Origin of the sequence: Cupriavidus metallidurans CH34, from assembly GCF_000196015.1 — a bacterium.
Lineage (GTDB): Bacteria > Pseudomonadota > Gammaproteobacteria > Burkholderiales > Burkholderiaceae > Cupriavidus > Cupriavidus metallidurans.
Genome location: NC_007974.2, coordinates 126,024 through 144,995 on the forward strand (window position 1 = coordinate 126,024; position 18,972 = coordinate 144,995).

General features: G+C 65.4%; 14 protein-coding genes. 5 read left to right on the forward strand and 9 right to left on the reverse strand.

What is annotated here, in order from left to right; translation table 11 throughout:
- Nucleotides 1-34 precede the first annotated feature (34 nt).
- On the reverse strand, nucleotides 35-463 hold the full coding sequence (locus tag RMET_RS18710; protein WP_008645464.1) for a VOC family protein: 429 nt from the start codon (nucleotides 461-463) through the stop codon (nucleotides 35-37).
- Nucleotides 464-752: 289 nt separating this feature from the next.
- Here RMET_RS18710 and argG point away from each other — a divergent pair, with 289 nt between their 5' ends.
- The 3 genes from argG (at nucleotide 753) to RMET_RS18725 (ending at nucleotide 6,551) form a co-directional block, all read left to right on the forward strand.
- A complete protein-coding gene (gene argG, locus RMET_RS18715; RefSeq protein WP_008645466.1) occupies nucleotides 753-2,078 on the forward strand; it encodes an argininosuccinate synthase in 1,326 nt (441 codons plus the stop codon).
- Between the two features lie 152 nt (nucleotides 2,079-2,230).
- The gene (locus RMET_RS18720) at nucleotides 2,231-3,256 is read left to right on the forward strand and encodes an aldo/keto reductase (protein ID WP_011518133.1); all 1,026 of its coding nucleotides are present in this window, start codon (nucleotides 2,231-2,233) and stop codon (nucleotides 3,254-3,256) included.
- Between the two features lie 226 nt (nucleotides 3,257-3,482).
- Nucleotides 3,483-6,551: a transglycosylase domain-containing protein gene (locus tag RMET_RS18725; RefSeq protein ID WP_011518134.1), complete on the forward strand. Its 3,069-nt coding sequence runs from the start codon at nucleotides 3,483-3,485 to the stop codon at nucleotides 6,549-6,551.
- 53 nt (nucleotides 6,552-6,604) lie between these two features.
- Here the strand turns inward: RMET_RS18725 and RMET_RS18730 are convergent, their stop codons facing one another.
- The 4 genes from RMET_RS18730 to RMET_RS18745 all read right to left on the reverse strand — a co-directional run bounded on the left by RMET_RS18730 (nucleotide 6,605) and on the right by RMET_RS18745 (nucleotide 10,496).
- Entirely contained in the window at nucleotides 6,605-6,856 is a 252-nt protein-coding gene (locus RMET_RS18730; RefSeq protein WP_011518135.1) for a GlsB/YeaQ/YmgE family stress response membrane protein, read from the reverse strand.
- 101 nt (nucleotides 6,857-6,957) lie between these two features.
- Entirely contained in the window at nucleotides 6,958-9,066 is a 2,109-nt protein-coding gene (gene fusA / locus RMET_RS18735) for an elongation factor G (protein ID WP_008645473.1), read from the reverse strand.
- A gap of 103 nt (nucleotides 9,067-9,169) precedes the next feature.
- Nucleotides 9,170-10,087 carry a polysaccharide deacetylase family protein gene (locus RMET_RS18740; protein ID WP_231138537.1) on the reverse strand — a complete coding sequence of 306 codons (918 nt, stop codon included), beginning with the start codon at nucleotides 10,085-10,087 and terminating at the stop codon, nucleotides 9,170-9,172.
- Nucleotides 10,088-10,271: 184 nt separating this feature from the next.
- Nucleotides 10,272-10,496, reverse strand: a complete 225-nt coding sequence (locus RMET_RS18745) for a hypothetical protein (RefSeq protein ID WP_152560301.1) — start codon at nucleotides 10,494-10,496, stop codon at nucleotides 10,272-10,274.
- 300 nt (nucleotides 10,497-10,796) lie between these two features.
- Here RMET_RS18745 and RMET_RS18750 point away from each other — a divergent pair, with 300 nt between their 5' ends.
- Nucleotides 10,797-11,357 (forward strand): DUF3047 domain-containing protein, encoded by a 561-nt coding sequence (locus RMET_RS18750; RefSeq protein WP_029308655.1) that lies wholly within the window; start codon nucleotides 10,797-10,799, stop codon nucleotides 11,355-11,357.
- Between the two features lie 6 nt (nucleotides 11,358-11,363).
- On the opposite strand, the gene RMET_RS18755 is transcribed toward RMET_RS18750, so the two are convergent.
- Complete coding sequence (locus RMET_RS18755; RefSeq protein WP_011518139.1) at nucleotides 11,364-12,104, reverse strand: lipoate--protein ligase family protein; 741 nt, start codon at nucleotides 12,102-12,104, stop codon at nucleotides 11,364-11,366.
- A 156-nt stretch (nucleotides 12,105-12,260) separates the two neighbouring features.
- Between RMET_RS18755 and RMET_RS18760 the strand changes: the two genes are divergently transcribed.
- Nucleotides 12,261-13,823, forward strand: a complete 1,563-nt coding sequence (locus tag RMET_RS18760) for a methyl-accepting chemotaxis protein (protein WP_011518140.1) — start codon at nucleotides 12,261-12,263, stop codon at nucleotides 13,821-13,823.
- A 37-nt stretch (nucleotides 13,824-13,860) separates the two neighbouring features.
- Here the strand turns inward: RMET_RS18760 and RMET_RS18765 are convergent, their stop codons facing one another.
- From RMET_RS18765 to RMET_RS18775, 3 genes are all read right to left on the reverse strand, one after another.
- Nucleotides 13,861-14,877 (reverse strand): LLM class flavin-dependent oxidoreductase, encoded by a 1,017-nt coding sequence (locus tag RMET_RS18765; RefSeq protein ID WP_035821656.1) that lies wholly within the window; start codon nucleotides 14,875-14,877, stop codon nucleotides 13,861-13,863.
- Between the two features lie 144 nt (nucleotides 14,878-15,021).
- Entirely contained in the window at nucleotides 15,022-17,829 is a 2,808-nt protein-coding gene (locus RMET_RS18770; RefSeq protein ID WP_011518142.1) for a hypothetical protein, read from the reverse strand.
- Nucleotides 17,830-17,916: 87 nt separating this feature from the next.
- Entirely contained in the window at nucleotides 17,917-18,891 is a 975-nt protein-coding gene (locus tag RMET_RS18775) for a DedA family protein/thiosulfate sulfurtransferase GlpE (protein WP_011518143.1), read from the reverse strand.
- Between the last annotated feature and the right edge of the window lie 81 nt (nucleotides 18,892-18,972).

Here is an 18,972-nt window from a genome sequence, read left to right on the forward strand (position 1 = left end):
ACGGCAACGATGATCAGTGGCCCAGTGGCCCAGGTTATTCCTTGGGCCCGGCGATCACCATCCACATCACGCCGAACTTGTCGGTGACCATGCCAAAGCGCTCACTGAAGAACGTCTGCGACGGCGGCATGTTGATCTGGCCACCCTCGGCGAGCTTTTCCATCGTCTTGTCGCACTCGGCGGCATTGGCCACGTTCAGCGAAAGGCCGAAGCCCTTGAACTCGGTCTTGCCCTTGGCCTCCCCGTCGGACCCCATGATCACGGCATCGCCGATTTGCAGCGCCATATGCATGATCTTGTCTTGGTTGATGACGGCCGGACCACAGCCGGGACCGGCATCCTTGGGGCCATCGCGGTAGCGCAGCATGGCGCCAACCTGCGCGCCCAGGGCGGTCTTGTAGAACTCGGCCGCTTCCTCAGCGCGACCATCGAAAAACAGATACGGCTGGACTTTCGAGGACATCGATAACTCCTGTGGATTGGGCGCCCAATACGGCCGGGCGGGGGGCTGAACCGGTACTTGTGTACGGCGTCCACAAAGATTAGGCGAGAGTCCGGGGGATGTCCACATCTATTTTCGGGGACAGATATGACGGGTCGCGAAAGGCTTGTTTCACCGTTGCCGTTTGGCGCTGACGCCGGGCCATGTCACAATTCACGGTTACGAGTTTCGGGCGCCGGACCGGCTCGCCGCATGACGCGATCGTGCGGGGGCGCCCCAAGAGCCGACAAATTCACCTGGTTTTCTGGCGATGACTACCATCCTGCAGCACATTCCTTCCGGCCAGCGCGTCGGAATCGCCTTCTCGGGCGGACTCGATACCAGCGCCGCGCTCCTCTGGATGCGCCAGAAGGGCGCCATTCCCTACGCCTACACGGCGAACCTGGGCCAGCCCGACGAACCGGATTACGACGACATCCCCCGCCGCGCCATGGCGTACGGCGCCGAGGCCGCCCGTCTGGTGGATTGCCGCACCCAACTGGTGGCCGAAGGTATCGCCGCGCTGCAATGCGGCGCGTTCCATATCTCGACCGCCGGCGTGACCTACTTCAACACGACCCCGATCGGCCGTGCCGTGACCGGCACGATGCTGGTGGCGGCCATGAAGGAAGACGGCGTCAACATCTGGGGCGACGGCAGCACGTTCAAGGGCAACGACATCGAGCGCTTCTACCGCTACGGCCTGCTGACCAACCCGGGTCTGCAGATCTACAAGCCGTGGCTGGACCAGCAGTTCATCGACGAACTGGGTGGCCGCGCCGAAATGTCCGAGTTCATGCGCCAGCACGGCCATGCCTACAAGATGTCGGCGGAAAAGGCGTACTCGACCGATTCGAACATGCTCGGCGCCACGCACGAGGCCAAGGATCTGGAGCACCTGGATTCCGGCATCCGCATCGTCCAGCCGATCATGGGCGTGCAGTTCTGGCGCGATGACGTCGAAGTGAAGCGCGAGGAAGTGACCGTGCGCTTCGAGGAAGGCCAGCCGGTGGCGCTGAATGGCAAGACGTTCGCCAATGCCGTCGACCTGCTCATGGAAGCCAATGTCATCGGTGGCCGTCATGGCCTGGGCATGAGCGACCAGATCGAGAACCGCATCATCGAAGCCAAGAGCCGCGGCATCTACGAAGCCCCGGGCCTGGCGCTGCTGTTCATCGCTTACGAGCGCCTGATCACCGGTATCCACAACGAAGACACCATCGAGCAGTACCGCGACAACGGCCGCCGTCTGGGCCGCCTGCTGTACCAGGGCCGCTGGTTCGATCCGCAAGCCATCATGCTGCGCGAAACCGCCCAGCGCTGGGTGGCTGGCGCCGTGACCGGCGAGGTGACGATCGAACTGCGTCGCGGTAACGACTACTCGATCCTGAACACGACGTCGCCGAACCTGACGTACAAGCCCGAGCGCCTGACGATGGAAAAGGGCGAGTCGATGTTCACGCCGCTGGACCGTATTGGCCAACTCACGATGCGTACGCTCGACATCGTCGACACGCGCGAGAAGCTGCAGACGTACGCCAAGTCCGGCCTGCTGTCGAACCAGACCAGCGCGGCGCTGCCAAAGCTCGAAGACTGAGCAAGGCACGTTTCCGGACGGAAAAGCGGCACGAGCGATCGTGCCGCTTTTTTTTCGCCGCCGCCCGGCAGACATCTGGCGCCCTGCAAGCTCTACCGCAACGCGGCACAATGCGTGAAGTCCTCCCCGCTCGTCCTATTCAGGAATCCACCATGCCAGATTTCGCCATGCAATACCGCCGCCTTGGCGCCAGCAACCTGAACGTCTCGACCCTGTGCCTGGGCACGATGATGTTCGCCGATCAGACCGACGAGGCCGAGGCCGCCCGCATCGTCGCCAGCGCGCGTGAGCACGGTGTGAACTTTATCGACACCGCCGACGTGTACAGCAAGGGGGCATCCGAACAGATGGTAGGACGGTTGCTGGCCGGCAGTCGCCACGACTGGGTGCTGGCGACCAAGCTCGGTAACGCGATGGGTAGTGGCCCGAACCAGTCGAACTACTCGCGCACGTGGATCATGCGTTCGGTGGAAGACAGCCTGACCCGTCTGGCCACCGACTACATCGACATCCTGTACCTGCATCGCGATTTCGCCGGCGCCAATCTCGAAGAGCCCGTGCGTGCGATGGGTGACCTGATCCGGGCCGGCAAGATCCGCTACTGGGCCGTGTCGAATTTCCGGGGCTGGCGCATCGCGGAAATCGCCGCGCTGTGCGACCGGCTCGGTGTGCCGCGTCCGGTTGCCTGTCAGCCGTATTACAACCTGCTGAACCGGGTGCCCGAAGTCGAGATCCTGCCCGCCTGCCAGCACTTCGGCCTGGGCGTGGTGCCCTACAGCCCGATCGCGCGTGGTGTCCTGACCGGCAAGTATCTACCCGGCCAGGCACCCGGTGCGGAAACGCGCGCCGGCCGCGCGGACAGGCGCATCATGGAAACCGAATTCCGCGAGGAATCGCTGGTCATCGCGCAGACGCTCAAGAGCCATGCCGAGGGTCGTGGACTGACGCCGGGCCAATTCGCCACCGCGTGGGTGCTTGCCAACCCGATCATCAGTTCGGTGATCGCTGGCCCGCGTACGCTGGCGCAATTCGAGGATTACTTTGGCGCGGTGGCCGCGGCGATCACCCCGGCGGAAGAAGCCATGGTCGACGGCCTGGTGCCGCGCGGACATGCGTCGACGCACGGGTACAACGACCCGGGATACCCGTTTGGCGGACGTCCCGTCGCTGCCGCCTAGCAGCCACACGTAGCCTCCCGCATCCCCATTCCGGGTGTGATTCCCAAGCTGCCTGTTGCGCCCAGTGCACGAAGGCTGACACCCATGTGCGCCAGCCAACTTCCCTGCGGCAAACCGCTGCGGTTGGGCGTAATATAAAAGCACGCACGGCCGTCAAATGACGGCCGACTTGCGTGAGGCTATGAGCCGGTGACGCCCGCCGAGACGGCAGGCCCGGCGCAACCGGATGCGAAACGTGTCACGTCGTGGCTGGATTCTCGTCGGGATGACGGTCGCCGCATGCGGCGGCACCTACATCGTTGTGAGCCTCGTCGCGAATGAGGTTCGCACCTCGCAATGGCAGGCTCGGTACATGAGCCGGCTGGGCCAGTCGTTGACGTACTCCATCGAGCCCGGCCCCAGCGACAGCATCCGCTATCCACACTCCGGCCCCTACGACGAGCGACTCGGCTACGAGCGCCTGGGTGAGTTTGGCGAGCGTCTGCTCAAGCAAGGTTACGTGACCAGTTCCCAGGCGCGCATGTCGCCCGACATGGTGCGACTGATGGACAACGGCATCTTTCCGCCCTATCGCGAGAAGAACCAGGCCGGTCTGCTAGTGCGCGACTGCAACGCGTTGACGCTGGCATTCGCGCGCTACCCGCAGCGCCAATATGACAACTTCGAGTCGATTCCGAAGGTGCTGATCTCCTCGCTGCTCTATGTGGAGAACCAGAACCTGCTCAATCCCGAGTATCCGATGATGAATCCGGCGCTGGATTGGCGCCGGCTGTCGCGTGCGGTACTCGACCAGGGCATCAAGTTCGCTGACCGGCACCACGACACCCCCGGCGGCAGCACGCTGGCCACACAGATCGAGAAGTACCGGCATTCCCCGAAGGGAAAAACGCAGTCGGTCTCCGAGAAGTTCCGGCAGATGGCCTCCGCTTCACTGCGCGCCTACCATGACGGACCCGACACGCAGCGCGTGCGCGAGAACGTCGTGCTGGACTATCTGAATACCGTGCCGCTGTCGGCGCGAGTTGGCCACGGCGAGATCAACGGTATCGGCGACGCGCTTTACGTCTGGTACGGCGAAGATTTCAGCGAGTTCAACGCCGCGCTGCAGCAGATGAATCCGCGTGACCCCACGCCACGCGAAGCGCAGGCTTACAAGCGTGCGTTGTCACTGATCATCTCGCAGCGGCGTCCGTCGTATCACCTGCGGCGCGATGACACGAACCTCGATGCGCTGACAGGTAGCTACCTGCGCCTGCTGGCTGCGAACAACGTCATCACGCCGGAGTTGAGAGACGCGGCGCTGGAGCAGTCGTTGGACAAGGCCCCACCGCCGCCACGCCCGGACGCCGAGCCGTGGGTCACGCGCAAGGCCGTCAACCAGGTCAGCAACGATGTCTCGCACATGATCGGCATCAACAGCCGCTATGACCTGGACCGGCTGGACCTGACCGTCGACAGCACCATCAATCGCGAGGCACAGCGCCTGGTTACCGATACGCTGCTGCGGATGCGTGACAAGGGCGTCGCGCACGAGATGGGCCTGTATGGCAAGAACCTGCTACGCGAAGGCGATGACCCATCGCGTCTCGTGGCCAGCTTCACGCTGTTCGAGCGCGTTGGCAATGCGAGCGTGGTGCGCGTGCAGACTGACAATGTTGACCAGCCGTTCGACATCAACGCCGGGGCGCGGCTCAATCTCGGGTCGACCGCCAAGCTGCGCACGCTGGTGACGTATCTCGAGATCATCAGCGAACTGCATGATCGCTACGTGGACATAAGCCGCGCCGAGCTGACCGCGCTCCAGGTGCCGCGCCAGGATGTGCTGACACGCTGGGCGGTCGACTACCTGATCGCCGCGAAATCCCCGGCTGACCGTCGGCTGGCCACGATGCTCGATGCCGCGATGGAGCGCAAGTATTCGGGCAGCGCCGGAGAGGCGTTCTTTACCGGCGGTGGCATGCAGAGCTTCTCGAACTTTGAGAAATGGGAAGGCGAGCACCAGATGACAGTGCGCGTGGGTTTCCAGCATTCGGTCAACCTGGTGTTCGTGCGGATGATGCGGGACATCGTGCGTTATGAGGTTTACCAGGCGCACCCTGACGCACGTGATTTGCTCGAGGACCGCTACGCGCCCGGCCGTCGCGCTTATCTCGAGCAGTTTGCCGACGAAGAAGGTACGGCGTTCATGACCGCGTTCTACCAGCGTTATCGCGGCAAGGACAACGACGAGCGGCTCAAGGTGCTGCTCGGCCGGGTCAAGCAGCCGACGCCGCATCTGGCGGCCGTGCGGCTGTCCGTCACGTTACTGAGCGCGCGGCCAAACACCGATTTCGAGACATACGCGCGCACGCTGCGCCAGTGGATGCCGAAGCAGAAGGAGACGCTGTCGGACGAGGACCTGCAGGCGCTGTATGTGAAGTACGGCCACGACAAGTTCAACCTCAACGATCGGGGCTACCTGTCGCGCATCCACCCGCTGGAACTGTGGATGGTCGAGTATTTGGGCACGCATCCGGATGCGACGCTGAAGGAGATCCTGAAGGCGAGCGCGCCCGATCGCCAGACTGTCTATGCATGGTTGTTCAAGACGCGCAGCAAGCTCGGTCAGGATGGCCGCATTCGCACGCTGCTGGAACGCGAGGCCTTTGGGAAGATCGCCACGCGCTGGCAACGGCTGGGCTATCCGTTCGATTCGCTCACGCCGTCCTACGGCACGGCGATCGGCGCATCGGGTGACCGGCCTGCCGCGCTGGCCGAACTGGCGGGGATCATCCTGGCCAACGGGGTGGACGCCCAGCCCTCGGCGGTGCGCGCGCTGGCCTTCGCGTCGGACACGCCCTACGCAAGCGCCTACCGGCTGCAACCGGCGCCCGGCAAGCCGCTGATCGTGCCGGAGATCGCCATGCTGGTGCGGCGATCCATGCTCGATGTCGTGCAGAACGGCACCGCCAAGTCCATCAGCGGTGCGTTCGTGCCATTGAATCGGAAGGGGCAGGCGGTGGGGGCGCCATTGATCATTGCCGGCAAGACCGGCACCGGCGACCAACGCTTCCAGACCTATGGCCCGGGTGGCCGCGTGATCTCGTCGCGCTCGGTCAGCCGCTCGGCGACGTTCGTGTTCCTGCTCGGTGATCGCTATTTCGGCACCGTGACGATTCACGTGCGGGAGCCCTACGCCGCGCGTTACTCGTTCACCAGCGCATTGTCATTGCGGGTGCTGCGCTCGCTGGCGCCGCAGATCACGGCGATGGTCGCGCCCGGCAGCGACGCGACACTGCTCCGCTGCGAGAACTGAGCGATCCCGGCCGTTCCGGGATCGCCGCGGGTTTATGGCGCAGGGCGCAGGGCTCAGGCTTTGCGCCGGACCATATCGTAGATCGCCAACAGAACGATGGCGCCGATCACCGAGGCAATCCAGCCGGCCGGTTGCCCGGGCTGATACATGCCAAGGGCGCGTCCCACGTAACCCGCCGCCACCGACCCCAGAATGCCGAGGACGATCGTCATGATCCAACCCATCTTGTCGTCGCCGGGCTTGATCGCTCTAGCAATCAAACCGACGATCAGGCCAACGAACACGGTGCCAAGAAATGCCATCATGATGCGCTCCTGAAAGTGCGAAGGCCGCCGGTGGGCCGGCGGTTACGGCTGGGGAAGCGGACAGGTCCAAATCCCCGGGTTTGTCGGCCCTGCTGCGCGACTTATCCAACCTTGCGCGCGTTGATCACCGCTTCCGCCACGTTGGCCGGTGCCTCGGCGTAATGCTTGAATTCCATCGTGAACGTGGCACGGCCCTGGGTCAGCGAACGCAGCGACGTCGAATAGCCGAACATCGTCGCCAGCGGCACTTCGGCGCGCACAATCTTGCCGCCACCGCCGGCGATGTCCTCCATACCATGCACCATGCCGCGCCGCGATGACAAATCACCCATCACGTTGCCCGTGAATTCCTCGGGTGTTTCCACCTCCACGGCCATCATCGGTTCCAGTAGCACCGGCTTGGCGCGCCGCATCCCTTCCTTGAACGCCATCGAGCCGGCCATGCGGAACGCGTTCTCGTTCGAGTCGACGTCGTGGTACGAGCCGAACACCAGCGTGGCCTTCACGTCGACCACCGGGTAACCGGCCAGCACCCCCGTCTCCAGCGTTTCGCGGATGCCCTTGTCCACCGCGGGGATGAACTCGCGCGGCACCACGCCACCCTTGATGGCATCGACGAACTCGTAGCCGCCGCCCTGCGGCATCGGTTCCACATCGAGCACCACGTGACCATACTGTCCACGGCCGCCCGACTGCTTGATGAACTTGCCTTCGACGTCACGGGCCTTGCCCTTGATCGTTTCACGATACGCCACTTGCGGCTTGCCGACCGATGCCTCCACGCCGAACTCGCGCTTCATGCGGTCGACCAGGATTTCCAGATGCAGTTCGCCCATGCCGGAAATGATCGTCTGGCCGGACTCCTCGTCGGTCGCCACGCGGAACGAAGGATCTTCCTGCGCCAGCCGGTTCAGGGCGATGCCCATCTTTTCCTGGTCGGCCTTGGTCTTCGGTTCCACGGCCTGCGAAATCACGGGCTCCGGGAAGCTCATGCGTTCGAGGATGATGACCTTGTCCGGGTCGCACAGCGTGTCGCCCGTGGTGGCTTCCTTGAGCCCCACCGCCGCAGCGATGTCGCCCGCACGCACTTCCTTGATCTCGTTGCGCACGTTGGCGTGCATCTGCAGGATGCGGCCCAGGCGCTCGCGCTTGCCCTTTACCGGGTTGTAGACCGTGTCGCCGGAATTGACCACACCGGAATAGACGCGGAAGAAGATCAGCTGACCGACGAACGGGTCGGTCATGATCTTGAACGCCAGCGCGGAAAACGGCTCGTCGTCGCTCGGGTGGCGCTCGGCTTCCTTGTCGTCCTCGGTATGCCCCAGGATGGCGGGCACGTCCACCGGGGAGGGCAGGTAGTCGATCACGGCGTCGAGCATCGCCTGCACGCCCTTGTTCTTGAACGCGCTGCCGCAGAGCATCGGCACGATTTCGCCGGCCACCGTGCGCTTGCGCAGGCCGGTCTTGATCTCTTCCTCGGACAGCGGCTCGCCGCTCAGGTAACGCTCGAGCAGCTCCTCGCTGGCTTCGGCCGCGGCCTCAACCATCTTGTCGTGCCATTCCTTCGCGGTGGCAACGAGTTCGGGCGGGATATCGGTGTATTCGAACCGGACGCCCTGGCTGTCGTCGTCCCAGACGATCGCGCGCATCTTGACCAGATCGACCACACCCTTGAAGTGGTCCTCGGCGCCAACGGGGATCTGGATCGGCACGGCATTGCCCTTGAGGCGGTCGGCAATCTGCGTGCGCACGCGGAAGAAGTCCGCGCCCACGCGATCCATCTTGTTGACGAACGCGATGCGCGGCACGCTGTACTTGTTGGCCTGACGCCAGACGGTTTCCGATTGCGGCTGCACGCCGCCCACGGCGTCATAGACCATGCAGGCGCCATCAAGCACGCGCATCGAGCGTTCCACCTCGATGGTGAAGTCCACGTGTCCGGGCGTGTCGATGATGTTGATGCGGTGTTCCGGATAGTTGTTGGCCATGCCTTTCCAGAACGCCGTGGTGGCGGCGGACGTGATGGTGATGCCGCGCTCCTGCTCCTGCTCCATCCAGTCCATGGTGGCCGCGCCGTCGTGCACCTCGCCCAGCTTGTGGTTCACGCCGGTGTAGAAGAGGATGCGCTCCGTCGTCGTCGTCTTGCCAGCGTCGATGTGCGCACTGATGCCGATATTTCGGTAGCGTTCGATGGGGGTCTTGCGGGGCACGGTGTTTCTCCTGGTAAGGGCACCACGGGCAACTAGCGTAGCACTTCCGGGACGATTCCGTATGTCCCCGCTTCACACAAGGGCAAGCCGACCATGTACCGGATCAGGGCCAGCTTTCGCGTGCGTACAGCCCTGCCTTGGCACGGGCGACGGCGGCTTGTTCGGCGGCGCCTGTATCGGTATAGAACGGCGGATCGGCCAGCGGCAAACCGTTTTCGCGCGCCGCATCGACCAGGATCTGCAGGTAATCGGTCATGTGCGACGCCGTGAAGTCATTGGTGTCGTGAAAAGCAACGATCACCGGCACCACGCCGTCCACGGGTTCGAGCCGGTGCGTGGTCATGGCGCGGCCAACCCGTTCGAGCTCGCTGACCATGTGCGAGCGCCGGCGCAGGCTGATATGCCAGCCGTAGATCTTGCCGTCGCGCGCGTTGGCGTCGGCCATCAGCATGTCCAGACCGAGCTGGTGATAGACGGCCTCGGTGGCGTCGTTATGGGCCCAGTCGGGCGGCCGCACCACGGGGGCGACGTGGCCGCACTGCGCGACGATGTCGGCCTCACCAGAGCGCAGCGAGTCGGCGAGCTTTTCCGGCGTCAGCCGGGTGTGCGGGACGTGCCCTTCGGGCAGGCCGCTGTGCACGGCCAGCAGGTGGCCTGCCGCGCAGGTGTCGCGCATCTGCGCCTGCCCCTCCGGGCTACCGCCACGGCGCCGGTGCGCGGTCTGGACGAAGAAGACGGCCTTGATGCCGGGCGCAATCGGATTGTTGGCAAGCTGGCGAAGGATCACGGGCGTGCTGCCGTCGGGGCCGCTATCGGGCCCGTCGTCGAACGTTAGCAGGAAGCGCACGGGCGCGAGCGCCTGGGCGGCGTCCGGGGCCTTGGTCAGCGCTGCCGGCTGGTCGGCGTCCGCCGCCGTGACGGTCCCCTCGGCCAGGGCGGGGGGCACGACCAGCGCGGCGATCACGGTGACCGTGGCGATTGCGGCGAGCGTCAGGCGACGCATCAGGACGGATGAAGGCACGTGGAGCGAACGAAATCTAGGGTGTGGCAAGGGATCTCAGGATACGTGGCAGCCAGCCGGTACCGGCTGGCCCGCGCGACGGTGCACCTTATCACCCCGGCATGACCGCGCGGACGCGCAGTTGTAAGCAACTGTCAATGTGATCTTTTAGTGTCACATTGGCGGATGGCGCAGCGTCGACGCATCAGGGCGCCAGGTATTTCCAGGCGACCAGGACCACGACCAACGTGACAACGATGCCGGCGAATGCCACGAGTTCGGCGTCGACGAAACCTTCCGCTCCCCGCCATGGGCCCGGGTGGCGCCCCAGCGTGACCATCTTGATGAAGCTCCAGCCGATCGCATAGAACAGGCCATAAAAAACGAGTTCGACGCAGAGCCAGCCAATGATGCCGACAACCAGATCCATACCGACCTTTCCCGTTCCCGCGTTCTTGTTTTCGACGCCGCGTCGACAGCGATCACGGCAGGCACCTAGAATGCTCGTGTCATCCTCGTCCAACGCATCCCGACATCAACGGTCACTATGCCGTCTATCCTCACCAAAGCCCGGCTGTTGGGGCTGGCGGCCTGTCTGCTGCCAACCGTTCTCCACTGCGTGCCGGTACGCGCGCAGACGGTGGAGCCGGGGGTTGTATTCTCAACGGCCCGGCCCGGCAGCGGGCTGCCGAGCGGATGGCAGAACAGGCCGGTCTTGCCCGGAAAAAAGATGACCAGCTATGTGCTGGTGGCGGACCAAGGTACCACGGTGCTCGAAGCCGATGCCAGCGGCTCGGCATCCGGGCTGGTACACGAGGGCGACTTCGATCTGAACAAGACACCGGTCGTCTCGTGGCGCTGGAAGGTGGCCGCGCCGATCCAGAATGCCGACAATCGCGTGGCCGACCGCGAGGACTCGCCCGCACGGCTCGTGTTCTTCTTCGGCGGTCAGGTCGACAGCCTGTCGATTGGCGATCGCGCAGAGATGTTCGCGGCCCATGCCCTGGGCGAGAGTCTGCCTTACGCCACGTTGATGTACATCTGGACCAACAGCGCCGCGCCCGGTACCGTCATCGAGAATCCCCATTCCAGCCGGGTGCAGATGATCGTGGTTGGTAACGAGGCGGGCAAATGGCAGAGCCTGCGCCGCAATGTCGTCGCCGATTTCGAGAAAGTCTTTCATGAGAAGCCCGGCAAGCTGACCGGCTACGGCATCCTGACCGATACCGACAACACGGGCGGCGTGGCACGCGCCTGGTACGGCGATATCAGGTTCTCGCCGCAGAACTAGCGGGGCTTATTGCCCGGGCGCTGTCGAGCGCGCGATGGCGTTCCGGATCGACGTCTTCACAGTTTCGGTCAGGCCGGTGGCATCGTCGATACCCGACGCCTCGTGCACGCTGACCACCTTGGCCGGATCGTAGTGACGGCCGCTATGGATGGCCGCTTCGAACGCATTGGCGCGGGCGTTGATTTCGACCGGGTCCGCATCCACGAGCAGGATGGCATGGGCCAGCACCAGATGCCGCTGACCGTCGGGTGTCTGCACCGCGCTTGGGGCGCGGCGCCAGTACTGCGCTGTGCCTGCGATCTTGCGGGCGCTATCGCCGGGACCCCATGCCAGGTTGAAGCGGCCGTCACAGAACGAACCTTCCACGGCCTGCCAATGGGTTTCCACGCCGACCTCGCGCAGCCCTTGGGCGATGACTTCGCACAGATGGAGGTAGACCGGTTCCATCCACGTCGCCACGCCCCGGGGTACAGCGTAGGCCAGGCTGACATTGAGGATGCCCGGACCCTGCGGCACCAGCCCGCCGCCGGACATGCGCAGCCAGACCGGGCAACCCTGGGCCGCGAACTGGGCCCGCGCCTCCTCGATACCCGGTTGGCGCAGGTAGCTGCGCGGGATGACGAGCGAGAGCGGCGCCTCCCAGAGTTGCGCCACCGGGCCGGTGCTGATCGCGTGTTCCAGCAGGGCCAGCTCACCCTGCAGCGGATCGGTCTCGGTTGGATCAGATTCGACAAAGGTGAACGTCATGGCAGCTAGGCGTCGGGCGCTCGCGTGGCGGATAACGCATTCTCCACGCAGGCGGTGCGTGGCGCCAGTGGCGTGACCCCCGACCAGGGGCGGACTAAGGGTTTTGCCGCGGTGTGCCGATATTCACGAGGTCTCAGGTAACCCCCCTGCCGGATCATGAATCGACTTACCCTCAATACCAAACTCTGGGCGGCGCTTGCCGTCATGTGGTTGCTGCTGCTTGCGCTCGGTACATGGAATGCCTTCCACGCGCGGTCCGTGATGATGGCCGAGCGGCGCGACGCGCTGCAATCGCTTGTGACCACCGGCGAGGGCATCGTCAAGCTGTACGCTGAACGCGCCGCCAAGGGCGTGATGTCGAAAGAGGACGCCCAGGCCGCCGCCAAGGACGCGCTGCGCGCGATGCGCTTCGGCCAGAACGGCTACCTGTTCATTGTCGATTCCAAGCCGCAGGTGGTGCTGAACCCGGGCCTGCCGCAGACCGAAGGCAATATGGTCGGCGACTTCAAGGACCCCGACGGGGTGTACGTCTACCGCGCGATTATCGAAGGCGCGCGCCGCACCACCGGCGAGGACGCTGGCTTTTCGACCTACCGGGGCCGCCTGCCCGGCACCGAAACGCCGAAGCGCAAGCTGACCTACGGGCGCTACGTGGCGGACTGGGACTGGTTCGTCGCCACGGGCGTGTTCCTGGTCGACATCGAGGATGCCTTCCGCGCCAACCTGATCAACGCGATCGCCAGTACCTTGCTGATCGGAGCGCTGATTGCGGCCGTGATGGGCATGATCATGCGGACGGTCCAGCGCAGTCTTGGTGGCGAGCCGGCCTACGCCGTGGAATCAGTGACGCGTATCGCGGGCGGCGACCTGACCGTGCCGCTGCAGGTGCGCGGTGACGACGATCGCAGCGTGCTGGCCGCCATGCAGCAGATGCAGGAGCGACTTGCCGCAACGCTGGGCGATATCCGCGGCGCGGCCGGCGCCATCGCCAGCGCCACGCATCAGATCTCGGCTGGCAACAACGATCTCTCGCAACGGACTGAACAGCAGGCCGCCGCGCTCGAGCAGACCGCATCGAGCATGGAGGAACTGACCGGCATCGTGCGCCAGAACGCCGACAATGCGCGGCAGGCCAGCGCGCTGGCCGTCAACGCGTCGGAGATCGCCAACCGTGGCGGCGAGGTGGTCAGCGAAGTGGTGAGCACGATGGGCGAGATCAACCAGGCCTCGCGCAAGATCGTCGACATCATCGGCGTGATCGAGGGCATCGCATTCCAGACCAATATCCTGGCGCTGAACGCTGCGGTGGAAGCCGCGCGCGCCGGTGAACAAGGACGCGGGTTCGCGGTGGTGGCGGGTGAGGTGCGTAGTCTCGCCCAACGCAGCGCCAATGCGGCGAAGGAGATCAAGACGCTGATCGACAACTCGGTGGCGCAGGTCGACACCGGTTCGACACTGGTGGCCAAGGCCGGCGCCACAATGCAGGAGGTGGTTGGCGCGGTCAGACGCGTCACCGACATCATGGGCGAGATCAGCGCCGCGTCGGCCGAGCAGAGCACCGGCATCGAGCAGGTGGGCCAGGCCGTGACGCAGATGGACTCCGTCACGCAGCAGAATGCCGCGCTTGTGGAAGAAGCGGCCGCTGCCGCGCAATCGCTGGCCGAGCAGGCGCAGTCGATGATGCGTGCGGTGTCGGCGTTCCGGCTGGCAACGGTCTGAACCTGCTGGCCTTCCTGTTATCGACGACTTCCCGTCATCACGCCGTCTGCGATGATGCGGGCTGTAGCGCGCGCATGGCATCGGCTGCGATCTCGAACGATCGCAGCCGCGCGGCATGGTCGTAGATCTGGCCGGTCAGCATCAGCTCGTCCGGCCGCAGATCGTCCACGAAACGCTGGATGCCCTCGCGTACCGTTGCCGGGTCTCCCACGACCGAGCAGGCGAGGGACCGGCGGATATGCTCCGCTTCGCTGGCATCCCACAGACGCTCGATATCGTCGACCGGCGGCTTGAGCTGTCCCGGCGTGCCGCGAACCAGCGCCAGAAACTGCTGCTGCAGCGAACTGAACAGGCGACGCGCCTCGGCATCGGTCTCGGCGGCGAACACGTTGAGGCCAAGCATCACGTGCGGACGATCGAGCTGCTCCGACGGGCGGAAGGTGCGGCGATACAGGTCTACCGCCTGCCGCATGAAGCCCGGGGCAAAGTGCGAAGCAAACGCGAAAGGCAGGCCCATCGCCGCTGCTAGCTGCGCGCCGAAAAGGCTGGAACCGAGGAGCCACAGCGGCACCTTGAGCCCCGCGCCCGGCACGGCGCGCACGCGCTGGCCGGGTCGCACCTCATCAAAGTACGCTTGCAGTTCTTCCACATCCTGCGGGAACGAGTCGGCCGAGTCGTGGCTCAGGGTTCGGCGCAGCGCGCGTGCCGTGGCCTGGTCGGTGCCGGGGGCGCGGCCCAGCCCGAGGTCGATCCGGCCCGGATAGAGTGAGGCCAGCGTGCCGAACTGTTCGGCCACCACCAGCGGGGAATGGTTGGGCAGCATGATGCCACCGGAGCCGACCCGGATCGTCGAGGTGCCGTTGGCGACGTACCCGATCAGCACCGCCGTGGCGGCACTGGCAATGCCCGGCATGTTGTGGTGTTCGGCCAGCCAGAAGCGCCGATAGCCAAGACGTTCCGCGTGCTGCGCCAGGCTCAGCGTGTTGCGCATGGCCTGGGTGGCGTCGCTGCCTTCGATGATGGGCGAGAGGTCGAGCAGGGAATAGGGAGTCATGGGGAAAGCTTGCATGCCTCGCGCGACGCATGCCACGCGAGGTCTTGAATCAGGGACGGGCTATGGTAGTCACACCGGCCAGATCGTGCTGGCGGCGGCAAAGTAGCCATGACGGCCGTGGGGCCACCGTTACACCCGGCCGAATCACACGTGGCTGAACAAGCGCGACGCGACGGCACCGCTGGCAATGCGCCGACCAATGGCCACGCCGAGCGCACGATAGCTTTCCCACTGCGCTTCATCGAAGAACTGGTCGGCCGTGCCTTCCTGCGGGAATGCCGGGTGCATTGCGCCGTACTGCCGCACGTCCGCTGGCGCCGATGGCGTCAGGCGAGGCTTGAGCAGCACGATGCGTGTGATCGGCGCGCTGTCGGGTGCCCCCGCCTGGCCGGCGATATGGACGTTGAGCAGGATGGCGACCTTGTCCCGGGACTCGGGTGGGGCATTGGCGGCCAAGTCGTCTGGGGTGCCGAATACCGGGCCCAGAACGGCGTCGTCCGGCGCCGCCTGATCGACAACGATCTCAAGCCCGAAGTCGATGCGCGCCAGCCGGATCAGATTGGCAAGATCGCCAAAGCGGTAATCCCCGTCGCAACCGCAGTCACAGACGACGATCAGGCCGACACGGCGCTCGGGGCGCAGCAGTTCGTAGATGGCGGTGTTCTCGAAGTGCCCGCCGTCCGACAGGTACTGCCAGCGTCGCCGTGTGCCGTGGAAGCGCGCGGCCAGTTCGCACGCAAGGTAGTACTGCGTGCGGAACAGACCTGTGATCACGCCCAACGCCGGATGCAGTCGCTGTTCGATATCGGGGCGGCGCATGGCCGACGGTACTGCGCACGATCCGCCTTCGGCCATGTTCGACGGCCACCAGATCCCCAGCCGCAGATTGGCCAGCCCGAGCAGTAGCGACGTGCCCAGCGTCGTGGCGCGCCCGAGGCCCGTGGAGATCGCGGCGCCAGAGATCGCGATCCAGTCGCCGACGGTACGCGCCTGCGCCATCTCGATCGAACGTGTAGCGGCGCCGGCGGGCTGCTGCGATTTCGCGCAGCAGAGTTGCCCGTCGACCGTGAAGCGTACGTAGGCGTCGGCGGGAAGCTGCTGGGCATTGCCCGGTTGCACCAGCGCGGGTCCAGGGCCGATGCAGAGCGGCTTGCCCTTGCGGTCGCGTTGAACGAGCTGCTCCGCGGGGTCCACCGTCTGGTTCATCGTCACGTTGATCAGGTGCAGCGGGGCCAGAACGCGGGGGTCGTAGTAGTCGTTGAGGCTGAGCGCATCATCCGGCGCGGGCTCGGCCACGCTGAAGCGCTGGCGTGCCGCGCGGTCCGTCGCGGGGGTGCTGAATCGATTGCCGTTGGACGCACCGAGGTAAGCCCGCGTCAGGCGGGCCGCGTAGAACGACTGCAGCGTGGACAAGTTCAGGAAGCCCGCGAAGCGTCCCACCACGATCGCCATGCACAACGCCAGCAACGTCAGCGTGGCGAGCGCGGCGGTGGTCCACGCCTTGCCGAACACATGCCAGTCGACGGGCTCGCCGCCGTCCCAGCGCACCCAGAGCACGATCCAGGACCACAGCACGAAGACGAGCAGCGCGACCAGTGCGGCGACCAATCCCGCGAGCAGCGACACGGGCAGCCGGGATAGCAGCGAGCGCCAGACCGAATCCGTGGCGCCCTGCTTGCCGTCGTCGAATAGCGTCGCCCCGTAGCGGACCAGCCACACCAGGCCGCCGAGCGCGCCGGCCGGGCCGATCGCGGCCCATGGGTGCGCCGCCATGAAGCTGTAGAGGTAGCACGTGCGGGCGACCGTGTCGGCCAGGCCCAGCGCGGCCAGCATCGCCGTGAACCCCATCGCGCCACGCAGTACCCGCGTGGCGCGCACACGGTAGTTGGTGACTGTGCGTGGCGCGGGCATCAGCATGACCAGGCAGGCGGCCACACCGAGCCACGCCAGCAGGCCGATCACGAAACAGGCGTAGGCAACGCGCATGTTCGGTTCAATCGTCTGGAACCATAGCGATGCCGCAAGGAACAGCGCGCCGAGAAGCATCGTGAGCAGGACGGCGCCGTTGAGCGCACGCACCGGCTGCTGCGGATTGTCGGATGTGGGATAGACGAGCCAGTACGCGATGCCGGGTGGTAGCACGAACAGCACGGTGGATGCCACCGGCATCCAGAGGTAGGAGCTCCACCAGATTCCCAGGTCGCCGTCGTTGATGGCCTGGCGTGCGTCATGCAGGAGGTCCATCTCGCCCTGCCACAAGCCGGGCCAGGTCCCGGTGGCCTTGTGGAGGCCCAATGCCAAGGCGGCCAGCAGTACCAGCAACGCACTGCCGATGACGTATTGCATCGCCATCCAGTTGCGGACGATGACTGCCGCCGCGTACAGGTTGTCGCCAGCACCAGTCGGGGTGAGATAGCGGCCGTTCTCGCGTAGCCATGCTACGGCGGCCCGGCCCGGGGCGTCGCTGTAGACATCTCCCGTTCGGATACGGCCCGGTGGCTCGTACTGCAGCGTGCGATAGGCGTCCTGCGCGGCCTGAAGCGGACTGGTGCCACGGCGCAGACGGCCCGGCACGAACAGGCTGGTGAAGAACGATCCGATGTAGCCGCCGCCGCTGACCGTCGAAAGGTAGTCGAACTGGGCCAGCAGCGAGCGCGTGCCCGGGGTGTCGGCCGGTGTGGAGCTGGTATTGGGGGTGGCTTCGGGGGTGGCTTCGGGGGTGGCTTCGGGGGTGGCTTCGGGGGTGGCATTCGGGGTGGCATCCGGCGCAGGCGCTTCGGCCAGCGCCTGCATCACGCCCAGGCAGAACGTGGCGCTGCGAATGCCGCCCCCGGAAAGCGCCAGCGCGCGGTTGCGTCCGTCGGTTCCTGCTACCTCGGGAATATCGAGCGCGCGACGGCGGTGGGCCACGCGCGCGGCTTCCTCTTCCCAACCATGGTCTTCGCCCGGCATGTCACCCTCCGTGCACAAACGGCTTGGGCCAAGTATAGGAAGCGACAGGGGAACCGAAAGGGCGGCGTGGAGCCTCCGGCGCCGGGTCTAGTGCGCGATGATCTGCTGTGGCGCGTCTGGCGTGGCGGTTGGCAGGCCTGAAGTGCCTTGCAGCCGCTTCCATTCGTCGAATCCCCCGGCCAGCGCCCAAGTGTTCGGATACCCGGCCGTGCGCAGGCGTTCGGCCAGGACGGCAGCCGACATCTCGTGTGGACATGCGCAATAAACCACGAAGTCGGAACTGGCGTCATGGCCGGACAACGTGTCGAAGGGGCCCTTGATTTCCATCACGATCGAGCCGGGAATGCGCTCGATGGGGGCGGCGCCATGGGCGCGCACATCGATGACGACGACCGGCTTGTCTCCTGCCGCCCGGCGCTGCTCGAATTCCATGACCGTCATGCGCGGAATCAGGCCGGACCGGCGCAGCAGGCGCCAGCGCATCCAGAATCGCCAGGCGATGAACAGCGCGAATGCGCCGAGCACCACCATGAGGGCGATATGGCCGAAGGCGCTGAAGGCGGCCAGGATCGTATCGACGAAATCGCTGAAGACCATGCCGGCGACCAGTGCGGCGCCCGCCCATACCAGTGCGCCGAGCGCGTCATAGAAGATGAAGGTCAGGAACGGCGTGGCGGTCATGCCGGCCATCGACGTGGAGAGCGCGCCGGCGCCAGGCAGCAGCTTGGCGAAGATCAGCGACCGGGGGCCCACGCGCAGGTATAGCGACTGGGTCTGCCGGATGCAGGTGTCCGGTGAGATCGAGACGCGGCAGATCGTGCGCAGCATTGGCTGACCCAGCCGCTTTCCGGCGAAGTACCAGGCGGTGTCGGCGATCAGACAGGCGGCAATCACGGCGAACAGTACCGTGCCGATCGAGGGGCCGTTCGGTTGCATCGACAATGCGCCCGCCACGAACAGCATGGGGTAGGCAGGAATCGGCAGCCCGGCCTGTTCGGCCAGTACATTGAGAAACACGAGCATCAGCCCGTGACCATCGAGCAAGCTCTGTAAATCACCCACGACAAGGTCTCCCGCCTAAACTGTTGAGGCTCCCGGCGGCAGACATGACTTGGGGGCGCGGCCGGAGCAGGTTCACAGTTT